General features: G+C 49.2%; 22 protein-coding genes. 16 read left to right on the top strand and 6 right to left on the bottom strand.

What is annotated here, in order from left to right; translation table 11 throughout:
• Nucleotides 1–134 precede the first annotated feature (134 nt).
• The 8 genes from KTG14_RS15255 to KTG14_RS15220 all read left to right on the top strand — a co-directional run bounded on the left by KTG14_RS15255 (nt 135) and on the right by KTG14_RS15220 (nt 10,386).
• Nucleotides 135–674 (top strand): DUF1697 domain-containing protein, encoded by a 540-nt coding sequence (locus KTG14_RS15255; protein WP_216971695.1) that lies wholly within the window; start codon nt 135–137, stop codon nt 672–674.
• Between the two features lie 82 nt (nt 675–756).
• Entirely contained in the window at nt 757–1,497 is a 741-nt protein-coding gene (locus KTG14_RS15250) for an SDR family NAD(P)-dependent oxidoreductase (RefSeq protein WP_216971694.1), read from the top strand.
• A gap of 289 nt (nt 1,498–1,786) precedes the next feature.
• Nucleotides 1,787–5,551, top strand: coding sequence for an AAA domain-containing protein (locus tag KTG14_RS15245; protein WP_216971693.1), 3,765 nt, complete (start codon nt 1,787–1,789; stop codon nt 5,549–5,551).
• Between the two features lie 4 nt (nt 5,552–5,555).
• The gene (locus KTG14_RS15240) at nt 5,556–6,305 is read left to right on the top strand and encodes a hypothetical protein (RefSeq protein WP_216971692.1); all 750 of its coding nucleotides are present in this window, start codon (nt 5,556–5,558) and stop codon (nt 6,303–6,305) included.
• A gap of 116 nt (nt 6,306–6,421) precedes the next feature.
• Nucleotides 6,422–8,359, top strand: a complete 1,938-nt coding sequence (ltaS, locus tag KTG14_RS15235; RefSeq protein ID WP_216971691.1) for a lipoteichoic acid synthase — start codon at nt 6,422–6,424, stop codon at nt 8,357–8,359.
• A 186-nt stretch (nt 8,360–8,545) separates the two neighbouring features.
• A complete protein-coding gene (locus tag KTG14_RS15230; protein WP_216971690.1) occupies nt 8,546–9,160 on the top strand; it encodes a DUF998 domain-containing protein in 615 nt (204 codons plus the stop codon).
• A 37-nt stretch (nt 9,161–9,197) separates the two neighbouring features.
• Nucleotides 9,198–9,350 (top strand): hypothetical protein, encoded by a 153-nt coding sequence (locus KTG14_RS15225; RefSeq protein ID WP_216971689.1) that lies wholly within the window; start codon nt 9,198–9,200, stop codon nt 9,348–9,350.
• 100 nt (nt 9,351–9,450) lie between these two features.
• Nucleotides 9,451–10,386 (top strand): acetamidase/formamidase family protein, encoded by a 936-nt coding sequence (locus KTG14_RS15220; RefSeq protein ID WP_216971688.1) that lies wholly within the window; start codon nt 9,451–9,453, stop codon nt 10,384–10,386.
• A 72-nt stretch (nt 10,387–10,458) separates the two neighbouring features.
• Here KTG14_RS15220 and KTG14_RS15215 read toward each other — a convergent pair whose 3' ends face one another.
• From KTG14_RS15215 to KTG14_RS15200, 4 genes are all read right to left on the bottom strand, one after another.
• Entirely contained in the window at nt 10,459–11,169 is a 711-nt protein-coding gene (locus tag KTG14_RS15215; protein ID WP_216971687.1) for a hypothetical protein, read from the bottom strand.
• Nucleotide 11,170: 1 nt separating this feature from the next.
• Entirely contained in the window at nt 11,171–12,043 is an 873-nt protein-coding gene (locus KTG14_RS15210) for an ATP-binding cassette domain-containing protein (RefSeq protein WP_216971686.1), read from the bottom strand.
• Complete coding sequence (locus KTG14_RS15205) at nt 12,043–12,417, bottom strand: GntR family transcriptional regulator (protein ID WP_211653448.1); 375 nt, start codon at nt 12,415–12,417, stop codon at nt 12,043–12,045. Before KTG14_RS15205 ends, KTG14_RS15210 begins: the two co-directional genes overlap by 1 nt.
• 136 nt (nt 12,418–12,553) lie before the next feature.
• Nucleotides 12,554–13,687, bottom strand: coding sequence for an IscS subfamily cysteine desulfurase (locus KTG14_RS15200; protein WP_308461999.1), 1,134 nt, complete (start codon nt 13,685–13,687; stop codon nt 12,554–12,556).
• Nucleotides 13,688–13,785: 98 nt separating this feature from the next.
• On the opposite strand from KTG14_RS15200, the gene nadB reads away from it, so the two are divergent.
• The 4 genes from nadB (at nt 13,786) to KTG14_RS15180 (ending at nt 18,618) form a co-directional block, all read left to right on the top strand.
• Nucleotides 13,786–15,339 (top strand): L-aspartate oxidase, encoded by a 1,554-nt coding sequence (gene nadB, locus KTG14_RS15195; RefSeq protein WP_216971685.1) that lies wholly within the window; start codon nt 13,786–13,788, stop codon nt 15,337–15,339.
• Nucleotides 15,339–16,193, top strand: coding sequence for a carboxylating nicotinate-nucleotide diphosphorylase (gene nadC / locus KTG14_RS15190; RefSeq protein WP_216971684.1), 855 nt, complete (start codon nt 15,339–15,341; stop codon nt 16,191–16,193). Before nadB ends, nadC begins: the two co-directional genes overlap by 1 nt.
• Nucleotides 16,190–17,284, top strand: coding sequence for a quinolinate synthase NadA (nadA, locus tag KTG14_RS15185; protein ID WP_216971683.1), 1,095 nt, complete (start codon nt 16,190–16,192; stop codon nt 17,282–17,284). Before nadC ends, nadA begins: the two co-directional genes overlap by 4 nt.
• 155 nt (nt 17,285–17,439) lie before the next feature.
• Entirely contained in the window at nt 17,440–18,618 is a 1,179-nt protein-coding gene (locus KTG14_RS15180) for an iron-containing alcohol dehydrogenase (protein WP_308461998.1), read from the top strand.
• Nucleotides 18,619–18,693: 75 nt separating this feature from the next.
• Here KTG14_RS15180 and KTG14_RS15175 read toward each other — a convergent pair whose 3' ends face one another.
• Nucleotides 18,694–19,722 (bottom strand): NADP-dependent oxidoreductase, encoded by a 1,029-nt coding sequence (locus KTG14_RS15175; RefSeq protein WP_216971682.1) that lies wholly within the window; start codon nt 19,720–19,722, stop codon nt 18,694–18,696.
• A gap of 157 nt (nt 19,723–19,879) precedes the next feature.
• On the opposite strand from KTG14_RS15175, the gene KTG14_RS15170 reads away from it, so the two are divergent.
• Nucleotides 19,880–21,007 (top strand): NADH-dependent flavin oxidoreductase, encoded by a 1,128-nt coding sequence (locus tag KTG14_RS15170; protein ID WP_216971681.1) that lies wholly within the window; start codon nt 19,880–19,882, stop codon nt 21,005–21,007.
• A gap of 103 nt (nt 21,008–21,110) precedes the next feature.
• Nucleotides 21,111–21,758, top strand: coding sequence for a DUF1643 domain-containing protein (locus tag KTG14_RS15165; RefSeq protein WP_216971680.1), 648 nt, complete (start codon nt 21,111–21,113; stop codon nt 21,756–21,758).
• A 53-nt stretch (nt 21,759–21,811) separates the two neighbouring features.
• Here the strand turns inward: KTG14_RS15165 and KTG14_RS15160 are convergent, their stop codons facing one another.
• Complete coding sequence (locus KTG14_RS15160) at nt 21,812–22,492, bottom strand: GIY-YIG nuclease family protein (RefSeq protein ID WP_216971679.1); 681 nt, start codon at nt 22,490–22,492, stop codon at nt 21,812–21,814.
• A gap of 163 nt (nt 22,493–22,655) precedes the next feature.
• On the opposite strand from KTG14_RS15160, the gene KTG14_RS15155 reads away from it, so the two are divergent.
• On the top strand, nt 22,656–23,093 hold the full coding sequence (locus KTG14_RS15155) for a hypothetical protein (RefSeq protein ID WP_216971678.1): 438 nt from the start codon (nt 22,656–22,658) through the stop codon (nt 23,091–23,093).
• Nucleotides 23,094–23,141: 48 nt separating this feature from the next.
• Nucleotides 23,142–23,495 (top strand): helix-turn-helix domain-containing protein, encoded by a 354-nt coding sequence (locus KTG14_RS15150; protein WP_216971677.1) that lies wholly within the window; start codon nt 23,142–23,144, stop codon nt 23,493–23,495.
• Nucleotides 23,496–23,570: the final 75 nt, after the last annotated feature.

Here is a 23,570-nt window from a genome sequence, read left to right as displayed (position 1 = left end):
CTCCTCCTTTGTGTAATTGTCTTTACTGTAAGCTTTGTATGAGAACTCCGTCAAAAATTAGGTTTCTAAAAAACGGATAGCATGACGACCAACTCCATTTGTTGGTCCGCTATTGACCAAAAGGGGAAATGTCCATGATCTATGCAGCGCTGCTTCGCGGAATCAATGTCGGCGGCAACAATAAAATCAGCATGAAAGAACTGAAAGAAGTGTTCGAACAAGCAGGCATGTCGTCGGTCAAAACGTATATCAACTCAGGGAATATCATCTTCAAAGACGCCCGTAATAAAGAGCAAGTAACGCTTGTTTTGAAAGAGGCGATTTTTGAACGTTTCGGGCTGCGCATCAAGGTGCTCATTTATTCATTCGACGAATACAGCCGCATTGCACAAGCGGTCCCGCCGGAATGGGCCAACGACGAAGGATTGAAAAGCGATGTGCTGTTTTTATGGGAACAAGCCGATGATGAAGGCGTGCTGGAGCAATTGACTTTGAAGCCAGGCATCGATCGCGTGCAATACGTGCCCGGGGCAATTCTTTGGTCGGTCGACCGAGGGGATGTCACCAAAAGCGGAATGGCGAAAATCGTCGGGACCAAATTATATAAGCTGGTCACCGTCCGAAATGTGAATACCGTCCGCAAAATTTATAAGCTAATGGAGGAACTGAAATAAAAATAGCCAAAATATATTCCTTATTGATGGATAATTCTGATAATATAAGATTGATACAAAATATGGAAGTGGAGGCGATAAGATGGAGTTGGCAGGCAAAGTGGCAGTGGTGACAGGCGGAGCTTCTGGAATCGGATTGGCGGCGGCAAAAGCATATTTAGCGAAAGGCGTCAAAGTGGTCATTGCCGATTTTAATGAAGAAGGCGGCAAACAGGCAGCAGAGAGCTTGAAGAACGATGGTGACATCCTGTTCATTAAAGTGGATGTGGCAAGCGAAGATTCGGTGAAAGCGATGATTGATTTCGCGATCGATCAGTTTGGCACAATTGACCTGCTCGTCAGCAACGCCGGCATTGGTGCGCTGACGGAAACCCATGAGCTGAGCTATGAAGATTACCATAAAGTCATTGCGGTCAATCAGGACAGCATCTTCTTCGGTGCGAAGCACGCCATTCGCCACATGATGAACAATGGAGGCGGCGCCATCATCAATACTTCCTCGATCCTCGGAAGTGTCGGCGAAGGAGCAGCGTTTGCCTATAACGCATCCAAAGGCGCGGTCAACCTCATGACGAAATCCCTGGCGCTGCAATATGCCAAGCATAATATCCGCGTCAACGCTGTCGCGCCGGGCTATGTCGAATCCGGCATGGTGAGCCGTGAAGCGCTCGGCGAAGAGTTCTACGGCCAGCTGGTCAGCAAGCATCCGATCGGCCGTCTCGGAAACGCGGATGAAATCGCCCATGCGATCATTTTCCTTAGTGAAAATGATTTCACCACTGGCACCACCATCCTGGTTGATGGGGGCTATACCGCGCAATAACCGTGAATGCAGTAGCAGTATTCGAAAACACCTGTGCTTTGGATGGTTCGTCCAAGACATAGGTGTTTTTTTGATTTTCCCGGATTGGCGGCGCAGGGGAGTTTCTGCCAGCGCTTGGCGAGTGGAAACTAGGTGAGGCAAAAGAAGGGTTTCCGGTAAAATACATAAGTTCAGAAAACATAAAGGCCCTGCAGGTGATATGATTAGAAGATACGATCGACAGCGAAAACTCGAAGAAACCAGCCGGGCTATTGGGCTTTTTCAGTTTGGCAGAACAGGTGATGACACAATGGCAACGCAGACAAACACATACCAGACGTCTATACGTCTAACTAAAACCGCATCGGAAAAGATGAGAGGGTTCGGCATCAGCGAACGCTCATTTTTTATGGCGGACAACCCGTTTCAGGTATTTCTTGAACGCTATCCGTCGACTGCGGATGGCTCTCTTTCGGTTGCGCTGCTGTTCAGTGCAGAACAGACTGGCAGGCTGACCGACCAAGCGTCAGGGCAACTCGCTGTGCTTCACTGCGTGTTCACCAACCATCAATTATTGGTGACCAACGTGACGCTCAGAAAATCCTATCAGGCGCTCGGCACCAATTGGCAGCGCGAGGAATCGATTCAGTTCAAGAATTCGCGCGATCCGGTGCCGGTGGCATTCATGAATTTGATCAACCGGATGACACCGGCGAAAGAGCGTTCGGATTACGTGAAAAAGCGCATCTCGAGCTGGGAAGGCTATTTGAAAATCCAGGAACAGGGCATGGATATTCCTGATATCAAGACGGGCTATTCGAATCTGGCGTTCAGCCACGACTTCAGCCGCATCACCTTGACGGGCTGCCGCATGGACGACAAAGAATGGAAAAACCTGCGCAATTTGAGCGTCCGCTTGACGGGGATCGACGGCGATGTCGGCAGTGTCCTCAAGACGAAAAACCGGGCGATCGAAATCGAATTGAATCCATACATCATCAAGCAGCTGCGCGAAAAAGCGCATGCTCTTCATAAGAAGGAAGTCGTGTTCAGCAATTTCGCGGCACTCAGCCAAATCCGGAGATTGCGCCAAGGCTTTACCAATCTCGAGAAAGGCCTCGCGGTTAACCCGCAGCTCGACCGCTTATTGTTCGAAGAGCGGCCGAATGTGGCGCCATTAAAAGAAATGCCGAAGCTCACGTTCCACAACCGTTTGAATGAATTCCAGCAGCAAGCGGTGACAGGGGCGATGTCAGCGGAAGATCTCTACGTTATCCAAGGGCCTCCCGGAACCGGCAAGACGACGGTCATTTCAGAAATCTGCCTGCAAAACGCGAAAAAAGGCTTGCGCACACTCGTCGCTTCCCAGTCGAATCTGGCAGTCGACAATGCGCTCGGGCGTTTGCTTGCCCATAAAGACATCCGCATCTTGCGCGTCGGGCGCACCGAAAGCATCGAAGAAGACGGCCAGAAATTCATCGAAGAAAACGTTGGCCAGTATTGGAAAGACCATACCTTAAAAGAAATCACGGCACAGTTCGAGGCGCGTAAAGCCCGCGAACAAGAAGTTGCCCACAAGCTTGAAGAAACGGAACAGGCCTATGCAGAATTGCAGCCGGTTTTTGAAAAATGGCAGCAAGCCGTAGAAGATAAAAAGACAGCCCAAGCGAAACAGCGCGAATTGCAGTCGTCCATCGAACCGTTGCAAAACAAAACACGGGCAATCGAGCTCGAACAGCGGCAAGCAAGAAGTCGCAAGCAAAGCATCCAAGAGAAAATGGATGTTCTGCAAACGGCAATCGATAAAGCGCAAAGTCTGATCGATAGCGGGCATGGGCCCGAATGGTTCGAACAGCAACAGCAGCAAACAACCGAAACGATCGAGCAGCTCGAACGCGTACGCGAGTCCACTGAGCTGACCAAACAGTTGTCAGCACTCCGCCGCGAGATGGCATTGATTGAAGAAAAGCGCGACGAAGTGATGGAGAAAGCTAAGGAAAAGCAAGCCGTGCTCGAAACAGTCGAGGGCATGAAGAAAGTCGGCAGCTTGCTTGATGTGATGAAAGAACAGCAGATCGAAGAAGTGCCGGCGATCACTTTCTCACTCAGCAAACTCGATATGATCCGCGACAAGATGGCCGAGCGTAAAAAACTCGAAGCCTATAATACGAGCGTCACTTCAGCGATCGGCTATGTCGAGAAGTTGCTGGGGGGTTCTGGCATCGATGCGACGCAAGTGAAAGAAAGCGCCTTGTCGCAAGCGGAATCGTTCACCTCGGCTAATATCGATGAGTTTCTGGAAAAGCTGCGCGCGGTGCTGAAAAATTCGCAACACATCGATTCGAGCGTGCTCACGAAAGCGCTGAGCGGCTTATACAAACGGCAGAACGACGTGTGGCGGAGAGGCGCGATGCTAAAAGCCGCCGATGTTTATATAGAAGAATCGCAACGTGCATTCGGCCAATTGAAAAAAGCGCTGTGCATGGAACTCGAAAAGCAAAGGCAGCGCTACCTGGACTTGGACGAACGAGGACTGGAACAAGCGGAACGGCAGCGCGCAGAAATTTCGCGCATCGAACGGCGAGTGGCTAGTTTGTCCGTTTCGATTGAAGTACCGGAAGATATCGCACAAGCAATTGCCAATCACCAAACACAATTGACGCAGCTACGAAAAGACCAAGCGGATTCCGTCCAAGCGGCAGCGGATTTGGAGCAGCAGCAAGCCCAGTTGCTCGCTGAACAAACGGCATTCGACCAAGCTGAACAGCGAATCGTGGAGATTGCAGCGCAACTTGACATGGCGATGCGGCGTCTAACAGAGAAAGAGCAGGAACTTCAAGCTTTGGAAACCATCCTGTTGGCGGATCCGGAAGCGGCATACGAAGAAACCGCGAAACAACTCGCTAGTTTGTCATTCGATGTGGAATCGCTCAAGCAAGAGCAGAAAAACTTCCCCTTATTGCAATCGGTGCAGAAGCAATGGATCGGGCTTCTCGAGTCGGCGAATGAGCACGATTTAGATGAAATCCGCAAGCTGTACATCAAACACGCCAATGTCATCGGCACGACTTGCGTGGCATCTGCGCGCAAGGATTTCCAGGACAATTATCCGGTATTCGATGTCGTCATTATCGACGAAGTGTCGAAAGCGACGCCTCCTGAACTATTGTTGCCAATGCTCAAAGGCAAAAAAGTCATTTTGGTCGGGGATCACCACCAATTGCCGCCATTGCTCGGCAACGATACATTGGAAGAGACCTTAGAAGAAATGATTAAAGAGGGCAGCGGCTTTGAAGAAAAGCGTGAACTCGAAAAAATGCTCGAAGAATCGTTGTTCGAACGCTTGTATAAAAACTTGCCGGAAACCAATAAGACGATGCTCGCCATCCAGTACCGCATGCACAAAGACATCATGGAAACTATCTCGCCGTTCTACAAAGACGAGAATGTCCAATTGCAATGTGGCTTGGCTGATTCAGACAAAGAACGCGACCATTTCCTTGAGTCGGCATCCGTCAAACGCAACAACCATCTCATGTGGCTCGATTTGCCGAACGAACCGGCGTATTTCGAGAAGCGCATGAGCGGCGGGAAAAGCTTATTCAACCCGTCGGAACTTGCGGAAATCAGCCGCCTGCTGGTGGAACTTAACGATGCGGTGGCCGAAGCGAAAGCGGCCGGGCGGATTCCGGCGGACGAGCTGAAAACCGTCGGCGTCATTTCGTTCTACGGCGAACAAGTAAAGCGGCTGCAGCGCATGATCGACCAGGAATTGCGACTGCCGCATTTGACTATCCGCACCGGCACGGTCGACCGATTCCAAGGCAGCGAAATGGAGATTATCCTCCTGAGCATGGTGCGCAATAATCACAATGACCGCGGCGATATCGGCTTCGCGAAAGATTACCGCCGATTGAACGTGGCGTTGTCGCGCGCCAAGCAATTACTCGTGATGGTCGGCAGTTCCACGATGTTCACAAAACGTGCGAAAAAAGAACAGACGAAACGGATGTATCAGCATGTGCTCGATGTGGCCGAACAAAAACAAGGCGTAAAAGTGCTGCAGAAGGGGTGAGCAAGTGGACAAACTGAATAATAAGCTGCGCGCAGAATTGGCGTCCAACAAGGACGTGACGATTGTTAAAGAACTTTCGTGGCATTTGCCGTTGGTTTCTTATGACGTGTCGTTTGCCCGCGTCAAGCGGCTCAAAATGGACATTTTAATGAAAATGCTGCTGCTGGCATTTCAAGAGGCAGACATCCGACGCCCTGCCACGCTCGCTGAGATGCTGTTTGTCGAAGAGCTGTTCATCCGCGATTTGATCGATAAAATGCACAGTACGCAGTTGATCCGCTTGGATGCAAAAGGCTACCGGCTGACTGATAAAGGTTACGGCCATTTGGAAAAAGGCATTTTCGAAGAAGCGATGGAAGACGATGAGGCCATCGTATCTTTCAGTGCCGTGCACGATAGTTATGGGCTGTCAGAAGATGTGCTTGAAGAAGGCGGGAAAAACTTCCCGCCCTATCGCTATGCAATTAGCCACAATGCTGATACCGAGCGCATCCATGAGCTGTTAACGGCAGAAAAAAACAGTGCAGAAGATGGCTATCAAGTGATCGTCGCAGACATTTCATCGTGCGAAGAACATGGCACTGAATACATTCCGTGCATCGAGTTTCAATTATATGACCAAAAACAGGACCTCTTTTACGCTCGTGTCTGGAATACCCGGCTCGGCGCGTGGGATGAGATGCTTGAAAAACAGATCGAAGAAAAGGAACTTGTCGAATGGCGGGAAGCGATGAAAAATGCTGAACCGTCTTAACCAGCCGCTTTAAACTTTGAATTTCCGGAAAATGGGAGTACAATAGAGTTTGTTTCTTTAAAGCAGGCACACAAGCTTGCCTTCAGATAATCGATGATGAAAAGGTGTAATGCAAAATGAAAAATAAAATGAAAATGAATAACTACATGACCTTATTTCTCTTGGCAGTTGTCATGTTGTGGGCGAAGACCTATATCTCGCAAAAAACCCAATTTACGCTGGAAGTGGAAGGGGCGCTGCAGGAATTCCTGTTGGCAATCAATCCTTTAGGTTCATCACTGCTATTGTTGAGTTTCTCGCTATTCTTCAAAGGAACGCGGAAATACTGGGCGCTGCTTTCGATTTACCTCGGCATGTCGATCCTACTGTATGCAAATGTCGTCTATTACCGCTTCTTCAGTGACTTCATCACGTTGCCGACTTTATTCCAAACGCAGAACTTCGGCGATTTGGGCGGCAGCGTCCTGACTTTGATCCAACCGATGGATTTCCTGTACTTCGTGGATGTATTGCTTCTCGGTGCATGGGTAATTTCCAAGCGGACGGAAAAAGATATGCGCATCATCAAAAAGAGAATGGCCTTGCCGTTAATTGCGGCGGCTTTGTTAATCTCTCTCTTTAATTTGTCGCTCGCGGAATCAGACCGTCCCGATCTATTAACACGCGGCTTTGACCGTGCGTACATCGTCAAGTATTTGGGAATGTATAATTACGCCCTATATGATACGGCGGAGACCTTGAAAGCTTCTTCCCAGCGGGTCATGGCGGACAGCGACGATAATACGGAAGTATTGAACTACACGAAATCCAATTACGCGAGCCCGAATGAAGAATATTTTGGTGCAGCGGAAGGCATGAACGTCGTCTATTTGCATCTCGAATCGTTCCAGACTTTCCTGATGGATTATGAACTGAACGGGGAAGAAGTCACGCCGTTCTTGAATTCGATGATGGATGACCCGAATACGATGTACTTCGATAATTTCTTCCATCAGACAGCGCAAGGCAAAACTTCAGATGCGGAATTCATGCTGGAAAACTCCCTATTCGGCTTGCCGAAAGGATCTGCATTCATTACAAAAGGCCAGAACACTTATCAATCGGCTCCAGCCATCTTGAAAGATGAAGGCTATACGTCGGCTGTATTCCATGGCAATAATGGGACGTTCTGGAACCGCTCTGAAATCTACAAGTCTTTCGGCTATGATCATTTCTTCGATATCGAATCGTATCCGAATACGACAGAAGCGGATATGGCAGAATACGGCTTGATGGATAAACCATTCTTCGAGCAGTCGGCACCGCTTTTGGAATCGCTGCCGGAACCGTTCTATTCGAAATTTATCACCGTTTCGCATCATTTCCCTTATAAAATGGACCAGCAACTGGCGACCATCGAAAAAGGGACGACAGGCGATGCGAGCGTCGATAATTATTTCCAGACGGCACGTTATGCAGACGAAGCAATCCAGCAATTTTTCGAACAGCTTGAAGCGTCCGGGCTTGCGGACAATACGATGATCGTCATGTACGGCGACCATTACGGCATTTCCGATAACCACAATGAGGCGATGTCTGAGGTATTGTCAAAAGACATCACGCCAGTAGAGAACGCTAAACTTCAGCGCGTGCCGTTGTTCATCCACGTACCGGGCATGGAAGGCGGCATCAACGACACATATGGCGGCCAAATTGACCTATTGCCGACCGTGATGCATTTGCTCGGTGTGGAAACGCAGAAGTACGTGCATTTCGGAACCGATTTATTGTCGGAAGAACACGAAGAACTCGTCATGTTCCGCAACGGTGATTACGTCAGCCCTGAAGTCTATTCCATTGGCGAAGCATTCTACGATGCGGAAACCGGCTTGCCACTCGAAGATGAACAACAGCTCGAGCAAGCCGGGACCCTGAAGCAGCACGGAAGATATGAATTGCAGCTATCGGACCAAGTCGTCAATGGCGACTTATTGAGATTCTATACGCCGAACGGCTTTACGCCGGTCGACCCGGCGGATTATTATTACCAGCAATCCGCAGATTCAACTGAATGATTCAAAGAGATGCCCCGAACCATTTTCTGGTTTGGGGCATCTCTTTGAATTTAAATGGAGTTTTTCCGAGTGATTGGCCAACTTAATTGGCAAAAGGTTTCAAAAGAGAGATAATGGCGATAATCAAACAACATCGGCATCGAATCGGGGGCAAGTGCTGCAAAATCCGAAAAGGAGCTGGTCGGCATGGCACAGAAACTGTCGATTTTTGGAGCAATCGCTGTGTTTTTCTACGTTTTCCACGTCCTGCTTGGCGGATGGCTGTGGGAAGGTTACCGCCACTTGCATCAGCCAATCAGCGATTTGACGGCTCAAGGCGCGCCGGACCGCAGGGTATTGACCATTATTACGCTGTTGTACGGCATCTGTTCGATTGTATTTGCGGCGAGTGCTTATATCGCATTCAAACGCTTTGCGCCGAAAATTTCACGCATAGGCATGCTGGTTTTTCTAGCAATGCATCTCGTGTCGATTACCTACGGCTTGTTTCCACAAGACGCCCCGGGAGCCCCGTTGAGCTTTACCGGCATGATGCATTTGGCGGTCACGGCCTTGATCGTCCCTTTGACCATTTTGGCTCCGCTGCTGGTCGGGCTTGGATTGAGAAAAGATCGCGATTTCAAGGTCTACGGACAGTATTCCCTTGCAACAGGCGTGTTCATCTTGATTGCCGGCGGGACGGCCGCGATCTTTTTCGCGCAGGGCTGGCCGTATTTCGGTCTTGTCGAACGTTTCAATATCGGTGCGTTGCAATTATGGATGCTCGTTAGTTCACTTCTGCTTTTTACTATGAAACAATAAATGAATGTTGAATCTACGATCAAAGGAGCGACAGGATATGTTCACGTTTTTTAAGAAAAAATGCGCGGTGTGCAAACAAAAAGCACGGCAGCCGCGAAAATATTATAACGACCGCGATGAAGCGGTTGTCGTCTGTGCGCAATGCGCCATATACGCCGAAAGACGCGCGTTCCGGAAACTCAGTGCATAAAACAGAAAGCCTGCCAGATCATCGGCAGGCTTTTTCATGTTAAAGGAAGTTTCGTTTTCCGCTATAATTAAAGAAACCATAGTTATGGAAGGGGAAGCGCATGAATCACCACATCGAACTCAAATCCGAAAATCTCCATTCTTCATTTAATAAAGAATACAGACCCATTTTAACAGTCCAATCGGGCGATACGATCGAAACGAGGACACCGGATATCCAATGGGGTTATTCGGCGCATAAGGATGAACAACAGGTCATCTACAATTCGCGCGAAAACGAAGAACGGCTCGGCCATCCGCTCATCGGGCCGATTGCCATTGAAGGCGCAAAGCCTGGAATGGTGCTCGAAGTGCGCATCAACCAAAATGTCCCTGGCTGGTACGGGCGCAATTGGGCGGGCGGCACGCCGGCTTGGCAAAATGAGAAACTCGGCATCGCGGACAGCAAACGCCTTCAAGTGGACTGGACGCTGGACCGTGAGCAGATGACCGGCAAATGCACCTTGTCCGACAAGGAATTCAGCGTCGCTTTGTCGCCGTTTCTCGGGCTCATCGGCCTAGCGCTTGGAGAAGCGGGAACGCACCCCACTTCGCCTCCGTACCGCACGGGCGGCAATATCGATTGCAAGGAACTGGTCGAGGGCAGTTCGCTGTTTTTGCCGATCGAAGTGGAAGGTGCGCTGTTGTCGTTCGGTGATGGCCACGCCGTACAAGGCGATGGCGAAAATTCCGGAACAGCGATTGAATGCCCGATGGATCTCGTCAATTTGACGGTTGTGCTTCATGAAGAGATGGAACTCCATATGCCAAAAGCCAAAACGCCAGCCGGCTGGGTAACTTTCGGCTTCGATGAAGATTTGAACGAAGCCGCAGCGACGGCGCTCGATGAAATGGTCGGCTTGCTCCAGCAGTTTCATTCATTATCAAAAACGGAAGCGACCGCGCTCGCAAGCGTCGCTGTCGACTTGCACGTCACACAGATCGTCAATGGGGTTAAAGGGGTACACGCCATTTTGCCGCACGGGGCGATTCGTTAATAAGCCATAGGAAAAAGCTGTTCCGCAGATGCTAATCATCTGCGGAACAGCTTTTTTTAATGAGCCTTCCTTTTACATCTTGATAGGGGCACGCTTCGTCAAAATCCTCATGGCCAGGAAGAGCACAAGAATCATGGCGGCCGAGCCGAGTGCTGTCAGCCAGAAATCCGCCTCGAGCGGCTCATACGGCAACCAGTCCAGTGTGTAGTTTCCAGGTTTCCACAAATAATCGTTGAGGCCAAAGACGATGAACGTTAAGGCAATAAAGCCAAATCCAGCAATCCAGCGGAAGCGGTAATAGCCAATGCTGATGAGCCAGCCGGCTAAATAATAAGTTAGCACATTCATGAACAGCGCAATAGCGGCAGCAACCATGCCAGCTGTGGTCTCGAAAGCGACAGCGGTATCCAGCGCTACCGGGAATACCGAGACTTTGGCCAGCAGGTGTTGAATGCCATTGATGACAAGCGGCACCACTGTCAGGAACAAGGAAAGTCCAATCGCGGCAAGGGAGATGCCGAAAAAGGAATCCCGGCGGCTGACCCCCTGCTGGATATGCCGGCCCATAAACGTATAGGCCGACATGATGCCAAGCACCAACATAAAGATACTCGTCGAGTACTGGGAGAAGGTGAAGAACCCTTCAATTGGGCTTGGCCCTCCATTCAGCCAAAAAATTCGGATTAAATGAATCACCAACAGAATGGAGAAAAACCATAGACTCCACCGGATCATTTCGGAAAAAACAGCAGTGGCTACTTTCAGATAGCGGCGTGATGTCATATTAGTTCGCCTCCTCGGTTAAGTAGATAAACAGATCTTGCAGCGAGACGGGACCTATTTCCAGCCCTAAAGTTTGAGCTTCCCGGCGTTTCGATTCGTCCAGCTCGCCGTAGACCATGACAGATTTCGTGCCGCCGAGCTGCTGTTCGTTCAAGTGCTTCATATCTGCCGTGAACGCCTCGACATCAGAGGCTGCGCCGGTCACTGATGCGCCCCGTGCTTCAAGTGTTTCATATGGTTCATTCAATACAAGCTGGCCTTGGTCGATGATGACGACATGGTCGAACAAATAATCCATCTCCGACACTAAATGGGTCGATAGGATAAACGTTCGCGGATGTTCTTCCTGGTCTTTCAAGATTTCTTTATAGAAGATCTCGCGTGCCGGCGCATCCATACCAAGATAGGCTTCGTCGAAAATCGTCAACGGTGCGCGGCTGGCGAGCCCCATCACGACATTCATCGCAGATTGCATGCCTTTCGATAGTTTATTGACGGGTTTGTTAACCGGCAGTTTAAAGCGTTTGATCAATTGCTCTGCGTAGTCCATGTCAAAATGTGGGCGGTAATGGGAAGCAAGCGCGATTAACTTCTTTGCTTTCTCGGTTTCTTCTTTATAGTCCTTATCGTAAACGAACGCCACTTGCTCCATCTTCTCCGGATTCTCGAACACCGGTGAACCGTCGACAAAGATGCCGCCGGATGTCGGTTCACGGAAAGCGGCAATCAGCGATAACAAAGAGGTCTTGCCGGCTCCGTTTCGTCCGATGAGGCCATGGATTTTACCCGCTTCCAATGTCAGCGATACATCTTTCAAGGCTTCAAACTTTTTGAATTTCAATGTTACGTCATTGAGTTGGACTGAAGCTGCCATCATGCATCACGCCCTTTCGTGGATTTGATTAATTCGATAATTTCTTGTTCGGTGATACCTAGTTTTTCTGCTTCCTGTACAAGCCCAGTGACATAATTATCGACAAATGCCTTTTTCCGCTGCTGGACCAAAGTTTTTTTTGCGCCTTCTGCTACAAACATGCCAATCCCTCGCTTCTTAAAAAGTATGCCTTCGTCGACAAGCTGGGTGATGCCTTTAGAGACGGTTGCGTGATTGATTTTGTAGAAATTGACCAATTGATTTGTCGACGGGGCTTGGTCGCCTTCTTTCAATTGATCATTGACGATCTGGTCTTCGATCAATTCGCGGATCTGCAAAAACAGGGGCTTCGTTGAATCGGATGGGTTGACCATAAAAACACCTCCTTGGGTGAACTGGTAATATGGTTATATACTTATGTATATAACCATATACCGTTAATGTTTATTTGTCAACAAAGTTGTCAGAAAAATTTCAGGCATAAAAAAAGAGCCGCACAAGTGGCAGCTTTTATGAATGGGGAACGAATTCAGACAGTGACTGTTCGACTAACTGGATAAACTGGTCAATATCGTCGTTGCTGGTTTCTTTACGGAATGAAATCCGGACAAATTTTTTCGCCGCGTCGCTTTCCGTTCCCATCGCAAGCATCGCGGACATCGCTTCGCCATAGCCAATCTTGCAGGCGGTACCGGTTGAGATGGCGATCTGTGCGCGGTTGCAGGCGAGCATCATCCATTGCCCTTCAACATGCGGCAAAACAAGTCCATGAATGAACGGGGATTTCGACTGTATGTCACCGGTCGCGATGACGCCTTCCGGCAAGTGTTCAATCAAATAGTCCTGGAGCTTGCGAGCGTGTTCATAGCTCTCAGGCTGTTCCGTGATAGCGTGTTTCGCGGCGATGGTGGCGGAGACGATACACGGCACATCAATGGTTCCTGCACGAAATCCATTTTGATGCGTCGTCCCTTCGTAAACCGATTGCCAGTGGATGGACGGGTCAAGATAGGCAATGCCGACGCCTTTGGGGCCGCCGATTTTATGCGCTGAACACACAGCAGAGGCGACGCCCCATGATCCGATGTCGACGGGTAGTTTCCCGAAGCCCTGGACGATATCCGAGTGAAGAGGCACGCGGAAGCGCTTGGCAATTTGCGCACACTCTTCGACCGGCTGCACTGCGCCCATCTCGGAGTTGACCAGCTGCATGATGACGAGCGCCGTTTGTTCGCTGACCAGTTGTTCGTAAGCATCCAAATCGATCCGCCCGAACCGATCGACCGGAACATAGTTGATGTCATAGCCTTCTTGCTCAAGTTCATGAAGCACCGATAGCACGGAAGCGTGTTCGAGCTGTGTCGACACGATTGACCGGCAATGGCCGGGACGCCCTTTCAATAAAGAGCGGATTGCGAGCTGGTTCGCTTCGGAGGCGTTGCCGGTGAAATAAATACCATCAGACCGGACATTCAGGAATTCTCCCCATAACTTGCGGCATGAAGCCAAGTAGTCTGCGGCAGCGGATCCCGCATCATGGAGACTTTGTGTATTGCCAAATGCTTTTTCCGCTGCTTCTGCGTAGGCGGCGATCGCTTCTTTTCTCATCGGGGCAGTTGCCGCCGAATCCAAGTAAATCATCATTTCCCATCAACTTCTTTCCCTATCCGAGTTTATTCTTGTAATCACTGTATCTTTATGTCATTAATAGTGTCAAGACACTTGTAAAGAAGGTGTAAAGTTTGTTCGATGTTTGCATCATCGGAGGAGGCGTCGCCGGGCTCATGCTCGCGCGTTCGCTTCCTGATAATTATTCCATCGCAATCGTCACGAAAGAACATGCCGGAACGGGAAATACAAGCCTCGCGCAAGGTGGAATCGCCGCAAGCCTGAGTTTTGATGACCGTCCCGAATCCCATGCCGCGGACACTTTGCTCGCATCGGCAGGTCACGCCGATGCTGGGCGCGTTGATATTTTGGTCAATGAAGGATCGGAACTCATGAAGAATTTGCTGGTGCAGGGGCTGCCATTCGATGGGGACGAATTCGGGCTGCCAGCGCTCGGCATGGAAGGTGCCCACAGCCATCGCCGGATTGTGCATGCAGGAGGCGACCAGACCGGCAAGATGCTCATGCACTATCTAATGGAAGAAACGTACCAAAAAATCACCCGTTTTGCTTTTCATCAAGCCTTGGAATTAAGGATGGAGCACGGCCGCTGCACTGGCGTACTCGTTTCGGATCGGTCTGGAAAACGTTCAGTCGTTCAAGCGGACCACATCGTCCTCGCGACAGGAGGCATCGGCCAATTGTACAGCGCAACTTCCAACTCATCCGTTTCAACAGGCGACGGGTTGTCATTGGCATATCACGCAGGCGCTGTACTGGAAGATCTCGAATTTGTGCAATTCCATCCGACCGTTCTGACGCTTGAAGGCAAGTCGTGCGGGCTCATCTCGGAAGCAGTGCGCGGTGAAGGCGCTGTATTGGTTGCGGGAAATGGCAAGCGTGTCATGGACGGCATCCATCCGCTCATGGAACTCGCGCCGCGCGATATTGTCGCAAGGGCAATCGAGCGGCACTGGCAAACCGAAGGGCCGGTCTTTCTCGACGCCAGGCAGTTGGCCGATTTCCAACAGCGTTTTCCGTCGATTTATGAAAATTGCCGGAACCACACAATCGATCCGACAGAAGCGTTGCTGCCGGTCCGGCCAGGGGCACATTTTCATATGGGTGGTGTGAGAACGGATAGTTACGGCCAGACATCCATCCCAGGGCTTTACGCTGTCGGAGAAGTCGCATCGACCGGCGTCCACGGCGCCAACCGGCTGGCGAGCAATTCCTTGTTGGAAGGCTTGGTATTCGCTAGGAGGCTAGCTGAACGGATTAGCGGAGAGCAGGAAACAGTTGGCATCACATCGAGCTTACCGCAAGCAGTTGATATTGTACCGTCTACATATTTTGAAAGTTTGGATGAAGACCATCTGAAACGAAACATGACGGAAACGGCGGGAATCCTGAGAGAACCGTACGCGCTACAGAATTTTTTACAAGCTCATCCTCTAAAAGGTTATGTGCTGAAGGATTACACGGATGAGCTCATTGCGCAGATTCATCGCCAAACCGCGAGCAGCCTTATTGCTACAGCTGCGTTATTGCGGAAAGAAAGCAGGGGCGGCCATTACCGGATCGATGCGCCTGAAACGAAACCCGAATGGGCCGGAAAAGTCATCGGCATCTCAAACCGCGGTGTCCAGTTAACGACACGAAAAACGAAGATCAAGGAGACCATATGATGAATCGTTTAAAAGCAGAACAAGCATTAACACAATTTCTACTCGAAGATATCGGAGACCGCGATGTCTCCTCTGTATTGTTCGATCGAACAGATACAGGCGAAGCATTCGTGCGCATGAAACAAAGCGGTATCGTAGCGGGTCTCGATTGCTATGAATGGGGCTATCGCCTGCTCGATCAGTCAGTTGAAGTGGAATTATTAAAACAAGATGGAGACCGTGTAGAAGCGGGAGAGGCGATCGTGAAAATCTCTGGGCCTGTCGCTTCACTTCTTGCGGGAGAACGGGTGCTGTTGAATCTGATCCAGCGCATGAGCGGCGTTGCGACATTGACGGCGAAATGCGTAGAAGCACTCGGTTCCTCCCATACTAGAATCGTTGATACCCGCAAGACGACACCGGGGCTGCGCATGTTCGAAAAATACGCTGTCCGCGCAGGCGGTGGATTCAATCACCGAAATGGCCTTTACGATGCAGTCATGCTAAAAGACAATCACATTGCGGCAGCAGGATCAATTAACGAAGCGGTAAAAAAAGTGCGCGACTCGCTCGGCCATATGACGATGATTGAAGTCGAAGTGGAAACGGAAGTTCAATTGCATGAAGCGATTGAAGCACGTCCCAATACCATCATGTTCGACAATCAGGCACCTGAGACGATTCGACGCTGGGCGCAGCTCGTGCCAGAATCCATCCGGACGGAAGCATCCGGTGGCATTGACCTCGAGAAACTGGCACATTACCGCAATACTGGCGTCGATGTCATTTCCATCGGTGCCTTGACACATAGCGTGTCGAATCTTGACATGAGCATGAATCTTTCCATATCCCCTAAGGAGGTACTCACAACATGACTTCTTTGCTTGAAGAACTGCAAATGGCAGATGCCATGCCAAAAAGTTATTTAACCGCATCGACTGAAGAACTGCACAAACGGGCGAAACAGGCTCGTAATATGCTTGGTGACAAACTTTATATACTCGGCCATCATTACCAGAAAGATGAAGTAATCGAGTATGCCGATGTGAAAGGCGACTCGCTGCAATTGTCCCAGATTGCCGGTCGGCAGACGGCGGATTATATCCTGTTTTGCGGCGTCCATTTTATGGCAGAGACCGCAGATATTCTGACCGAACCGCATCAGGCGGTCATTTTGCCGGATATGCGGGCGGGTTGTTCGATGGCGGATATGGCCAATATCGACCAAACGGAACGCGCTTGGCAAAAACTTCAGAAGTTATACGGAGACACCATCGTTCCGCTAACTTATGTCAACTCGACAGCAGCCATCAAAGCATTTGTCGGCCGCAACGGAGGAGCGACTGTGACCTCCTCGAATGCTGAAGAAATGGTCGAATGGGCTTTGTCCCAAAAGCAGCGCATGCTGTTCTTGCCCGACCAGCATTTAGGGCGCAACACCGCTGTGAAGCTTGGCATTCCGCTCGAGCACATGGCTGTGTGGGATCCAATCAAGCAACAGCTTGAACTCGAGTGTGCGGTTGAAGATGTGCAAGTGATTTTATGGAAAGGTCATTGCTCGGTGCATATGAACTTCCTGCCGAAACACGTCGACAACCTGCGCGTCAAAGAACCGGACCGCAACATCCTTGTTCATCCGGAATGCACGTACGAAGTCGTCAGCGTATCTGACTTTGCCGGTTCGACCAAATACATCATCGACATGATCGAAGCGTCCGAACCCGGATCGAAATGGGCAATCGGTACAGAGATGAACCTCGTCAACCGGCTTATCAAGGATTTCCCGGACCGCGACATCGTGTCCTTGAATCCGTTTATGTGCCCATGCCTGACGATGAACCGCATCGACTTGCCGCATTTCACCTGGATCTTAGAAGAACTCGTAGAAGGCCGCGTCCTTAACCGCATTCAAGTGGATGAGAAAACAGCGAATGAAGCGAAGATGGCTTTGGAGAAAATGTTATAACGAGAAAGTCCGCTGACCTTAACAAGGGCAGCGGCTTTTTGTATGCTTTTAGTAGATTGAATTTTAAGATATTTATATTTACAATTGAGTAGCGAATAAAATGACCTGCGATAACTAATTCCGATATTTTAAAAGACCGAAATGGAGTGAATGATGTGTCGAGCAAACTTACATTCATGCCGATCAGCTATACCGGCTGGGGCGCATTGGAACAGCTAACGGTTGAAGCGGAACGCCTGAATGCCAGCAATATCCTCATCGTCACCGATCCGTTTCTGGAGGAACTCGGGATGACGAAAAAAATTGTCGAACCGCTCGAAGCAAAAGGCTGGCAGACAAGTGTCTACACAGAAGTCGTGCCGGAACCTCCGCTTGAGGTGGGTGAAAAACTGGTCGCCTACACGAAAGAACATAAATTCGACCTAGTCGTCGGCCTTGGCGGCGGCAGTGCCCTAGATCTCGCGAAACTAGCAGGAGTCCTGGCGACGCATGAAGGAAACGTGGCCGACTATTTGAATTTGACGGGGGATCGTACGTTAGCCGATAAAGGCATTCCGAAAATACTGATCCCGACAACGTCAGGAACGGGTTCTGAAGTAACGAATATCGCGGTGTTGTCATTGGATTCCACGAAAGATGTCGTGACACATGATTATCTATTGCCGGACGTGGCGATTGTCGACCCGGCGTTGACGGTCTCCTTGCCGCCGAAAGTGACAGCTGCGACAGGCATCGACGCATTGACTCACGCAGTGGAGGCCTATGTTTCGAAAAACGCCAACCCAGTGACAGACGGCCTGGCGTTGCAGGCGATCCGTTTGATCAGTAACTCGATTCGCACGGCGGTAGAAGACGGGGAAAACAAGGAAGCGCGCACCGATATGAGCTACGGCAGCTATTTGGCAGGGTTGGCCTTCTTCAATGCCGGCGTTGCCGGTGTGCACGCTTTAGCATATCCGCTTGGCGGCCAGTTCCATATCTCACACGGTGAATCGAATGCCGTTTTGCTTCCGTACGTCATGGGCTATATCCGCTCGAGCTGTGAGAAGAGAATGAAGGGCATCGTCGAGGCGATGGGTGTCGACATCACACAAATGGATGACCAACAAGCTTCCTATGCATGCGTCGAGGAGTTGAAAAAGCTCGTCGCCGACGTGAATATTCCCGTGTCGCTGAAAGGCTTCGATATTGGAGAAGACGCTTTGGACAGCTTGGCAGATGATGGCATCAAGCAAACGAGGATTCTCGCGAGAAGCCCAATGTCGCTTGATCGACAAGACATTTACGCCATTTACCAGGCGGCCTATTCTGGAGAAGTCGCTGAAAAAGGATGATACAAAAAAAGCTGAAGCAGGAACCCATTCAGGTTCCCGCTTCAGCTTTTGTGTTTCTATAGAAGAAAGTGAGATTTACAGTTTAGCAAACTCTGGGTCAGCGACTTTCACCAATTGCTTGCCGAGGTTGCTGCCTTCGAATAGGCCAAGGAAAGCTTCTGGTGTTTTCTCGAAGCCTTCTACGATCGTTTCCTCGTATTTCAGTTTGCCTTCTTGCAGCCATTTGCCGAGATCTTGTGCGCCGGTTTTGAAATCGTGCGCGTAATCGCCAAGCGTGAAGCCTTTCATCATCGAGCTGGTCGTGATGAATTTCCACTGAATGCGCGGGCCGATATCGCCTTCTGGGTTGTTGTAAGCAGAGATTGCGCCGCACAAGACGACACGTGCGTTGCGGTTGATTTCAAAAATGACCGCGTCCGATACTTCGCCGCCGACATTATCGAAATAGACGTCAACGCCGTTCGGGATGGCTTTTTTGAATGCTTCTTTGAAGTTATCGTCTTTATAGTTCACGGCTTCGTCGAATCCAAGTTCGTTGATCAGGTAGTCGATCTTATCCTGTGAACCGGCGATGCCGACGACGTGTGCGCCTTTCAATTTGGCGATCTGTCCGACGACTGATCCGACAGCTCCTGCTGCGCCTGAGACGACGACCGTTTCGCCTTGTTGCGGCTTGCCGATATCGAGCAGGCCGAAGTAGGCTGTTAGGCCAGTCAAGCCGAGTATGCCAAGGCGTGTCGTGATTGGTGCGACAGTAGGGTCCACTTTTTGGACGGACTTGGCTTCTACAGCGTTGTATTCTGCCCAGTCCAGCGTGCCCGTGACGATATCGCCTTGTTTGAAATCATCGGAATTCGACTCGACGACTTCAGCCACGACGCCGCCTGAAATCGCTTTGTTCAATTCGAACGGTGCTACATAGGATTTCTGGTCTTTCATGCGCCCGCGCATATACGGGTCAACGGAGAGGTATAAAGTTTTCAGTAATAATTGATCCGCGCCGATTGCCGGGATGTCTTTTTCGACAAAATTAAAGTCGCTGTCAGTCGGCGTGCCTTCTGGGCGGTTCGCCAATTGGATTTCTTTGTATGTGTTTGGTGTCATGTAGATTCCTCCTTGGAATAAGTTTGCATAGAAGAGCGTACCACTCCCAAAGAAAGGAAGCAAAATTTCCAGCTCGCCAAGCTCGTATTGTTGTAGTTGTCCTAAGGCTATGATATTTTAATATAACTAACTTTAATTCAAAGGAAGAGGTAATTAAATGAACCCGCAATACAAACCATTATTCGAAGAAATCACGTTGCCAAACGGCGTTGTCCTTTCTGACCGTTTAGGCGTCGCACCGATGACGACCTATTCAGGAAATCCAGATGGCACTGTCTCAGATGGCGAACTTTCGTATTATCAGCGCCGTGCAGGACTCGGCAGCCTATTCGTCTCTGCCTGCATCGCAGTTTCGGAAAACGGCATTGCCTTCCCGAACCAATTTGTCGCATTCAAAGATGACGTCATGCCGCGCTTAAAGCAACTCGCGACGGAAATGAAATCACAAGGCAGCAAAGCGATCCTGCAAATGCAGCATGGCGGACGCCAAGGACAGCCGGATTTGATCGAAGCGGGCGAAACAGTCGCACCGAGCGCTATCGCAGAATCGGCCGACAAACCAACACCGCGCGCTTTGACGGGAGAAGAAATCACAGACATCATCCGTGATTTCGGTGAAACGACGCGCCGCGCGATCGAAGCCGGGTTTGATGGTGTGGAAATCCACGGCGCCAATACGTATTTGATCCAGCAATTCGTCTCAGCTACTTACAACCAGCGCGAAGATGAGTGGGGCGGCAGCTTAGAGAATCGCTTGAAATTCGCCTTGGCCGTGTTGGATGAAGTGAAGCAAGTAGCTGCCAAGCATGCAGACGACAGCTTCATCATCGGCTACCGTCTGTCACCGGAAGAAAACAATGCAGAATCCGTCGGTTACACGATCAAAGAAACGCAACAATTGGTTGAGCGTTTGATCAAAGGCGGTATCCATTACATCCACGTATCGCTGATGGAATTCAAAAAAGCGCCGCGCGGCATGGAAGATGGCGATAGCATCGTCCAAATCCTGTCGAAACAGATCGACGGCCGCGTTGCGTTTGTCGTAGTGGGCGGCGTCACGCAGCCTGAACACGCGGTAGCCGCACTTGAAGAAGGAGCGGACATTATCGTCATGGGCCGTCAAGCACTGGTCGATCCAGAGTGGACGCAAAAAGTGAAGCAAGGAAACGAAGCGGAGATCAACGAAACGATCCCGCAAGAACTGGTCGGCAAGCTCGACATCCCTGAAACGATGTGGAATGCCATCACGTCTTACGGCATGGTCAAAGTTGACGAGAAAGTTTAAACAACAGCAAGCTCCCAGGCCAAATATGGCTTGGGAGCTTTTTTTGTACAACGAAAACGTCTTTGATAGACTGATACTACTAATAATCGAAGGGAGGGATTGGGTGTCGCTCATTCCAGCTGAACAGTTAAAGCAAATCTTTTCGGTCGAGGCCAAGTTTTATCATGCCGAACTAGTGAACGAAAAGATTCTCATGCGTCGGGAAGCACGCATTGCGAGAAACAGCTCTTACGCCACTCGAGCAGATGCGGTGATTGTCATGATCAACCCGTCCAATTGCGCGCAAGCTGGCGAAACCGCAAAGAGCCCGTGGGAAGCCGAGTGGATTTCCACCCAACCGAATCCGACGCAATACCAACTGATGAATTTGATGGAGCGGCAAGGATGGAATCTAGTTACGCTCATCAATTTATCGGATATATGCGAAGGGAACATGGGCAACTTTAAAATCATTGAAAATAAGTTCAATGGAGCTGGTGTTCCTCATTCCATATTCCAAGAAGAAAACGCAAGAGAACGCGAAGCTTTATTGGACTCCGCGGATCACCTCATTTTTGCGTGGGGCTCAACGAATGTCGCCAAGAGGCTCGCGATTGAGTTCGGCTTGTTCCAAAAAGGAAGGCCGGAAGAATCGTATTCACATGCGAAAGCCTTAGTGGCAGCTGAAAATGGTTTTCCGCGCCACCCGAAACCCGCGACGGTGGCGGACCGCGTGATCTGGTTAGATAAGATGGCAGTTTTACTCAACTGAACAAACAGGAAACGAAAAGGCGGCTTCAATTGAAGCTGCCTTTTTCATGTCCATTATCTTTCTTTCAGTACACCGGCAGACACTAAATTATTCAATGCTCCTTGGTTTTTAAAGCGGAAATAGCCGCTCAGGCGGTTCAAGTCTTTGTGTGTCAGCTGAGAAAAATCAACAGCCAGTTCATAACGGTCTTCAAGCTTGGTGAGCAGGGTTTTAGCAAATTCGGCTTGTTTTGGAGTTAATGGCTTTTCGTCTTTATTGACAGCGGCTGAAGAAGAATTCGCAGTGGCTTCGGTGTTTGAAATGGTCTGTTGGATTGCTGCAGGATAGTCGCCAGCTTTGAGCCATGCTACATCATCCTGGTTCAAGGAAAACCATTCACCCTCAAGCCGCTTATCGTTGAAATGCTTATGGAAGGCGGCTTTTGTTTGATGATGGTTTCCGGATTTGATCAAATGGATCAATTTGTTTTCAAAAGGTAGCTTCACAACGAAAAGGTTCATATAGCGCTCGACATGCTTGGTTTTGCCGATTTTAAAAGAGCCATTCATATGTTCTTGCACAAAATAGATATAGCCTGGCGCTTCTCCAGGAACTTCAGGAGCTTCCATCACTTGTTTCAGGGCGACTTGATTTGGTTCATATAAGTATACTTTCGAGGCCGGAGCCGGAGGAACATCGATTGTTGCTTCTTCGACAGGTGTGGATAACCATTTGTTCAACAAGTTTTTCAGCATAAGTCTACTTCCTATCTATAATTATTTCCAAATTTATATGATATTGTGATTATAACTTAATTAAGAATATGATACTATTTAATTATAAATTTTTAACTTAAGTTGATATTATTATTTCGTTTATTCAGTTATGAAATAAACTAATTGAGAGGAATGAATGACTATGAAGGAAGTTATTTCACTGCCAGCGAGTGGAACACAAGGGATTATTAATAAGTATTTAGTTCATGCACATCCTCACCCAAGACCTTACAAAGCATTTCAATATATGACCCTTCGAAAAGAAGGTGGCTTAATGGAGCGAATATATTCTGTGAAAAATGAATTCGTACTAGATCCGTCGGCTGAAAACATCAAAGAACAAGTGGAGTTTTTAAGTGAGTCCGCAAAAGAAAAGATTTTAAGTTATATCGAAGAGCGTAGAATTAACTTTGGTTTTGAAAAGCAAGGGAAATATAAGTTCTATTTATTGAAAGTCGAACAAGAACTGACTCATGCTCCAAGAACAAGAGAGGTTTTACCATCGTACACATACTTCACTTATGGAGAACTAACAAGCGGTAGACAAATTGTGGAAATTGAATCTGCTCTAAATCATTAAAATTTGAACAATGACTTACTTACTATGGTGTTGAGAGGGAGCAAACCTATGTCGAAACTAGCTGAAAATTTGAAGGCGCTCAGAGTGAAAAATAAGTTATCGATGCAAGTGGTTGCGGATCATCTGAAAATAGTACGGGCCACTTATAGTAACTTCGAAACGGGAAAGGGTGAACCAAACCTCAAGTTGCTGGTTAAAATGGCGGACTTGTATAATGTCTCGTTAGATGAGCTTGCAGGCCGGCAATTTACGCCGAATGGTGTCGCGATTGACCGGGTTAGGATGAAGACCGAGATGGATAGAGAAATCAATAGCATGGTGAAGCAGATTGCCAATGAATTCATCCAAAGCAAAGAAGCAGATATCGTGAAGCGGATCAAAAAGAAGTTCAGTTTGGTGTAGTATTCTATATAGAAGAGACACAAAAAAGACTGGGCAATCCAGTCTTTTTAGTTGCCTATGAAGGCAGGTAAGCTA

The organism is Planococcus sp. CP5-4_YE (assembly GCF_019042655.1).
Lineage (GTDB): Bacteria > Bacillota > Bacilli > Bacillales_A > Planococcaceae > Planococcus.
Note: the sequence above shows the minus strand (reverse complement) of the source record. Positions and strands in the feature narration are given on the sequence as shown.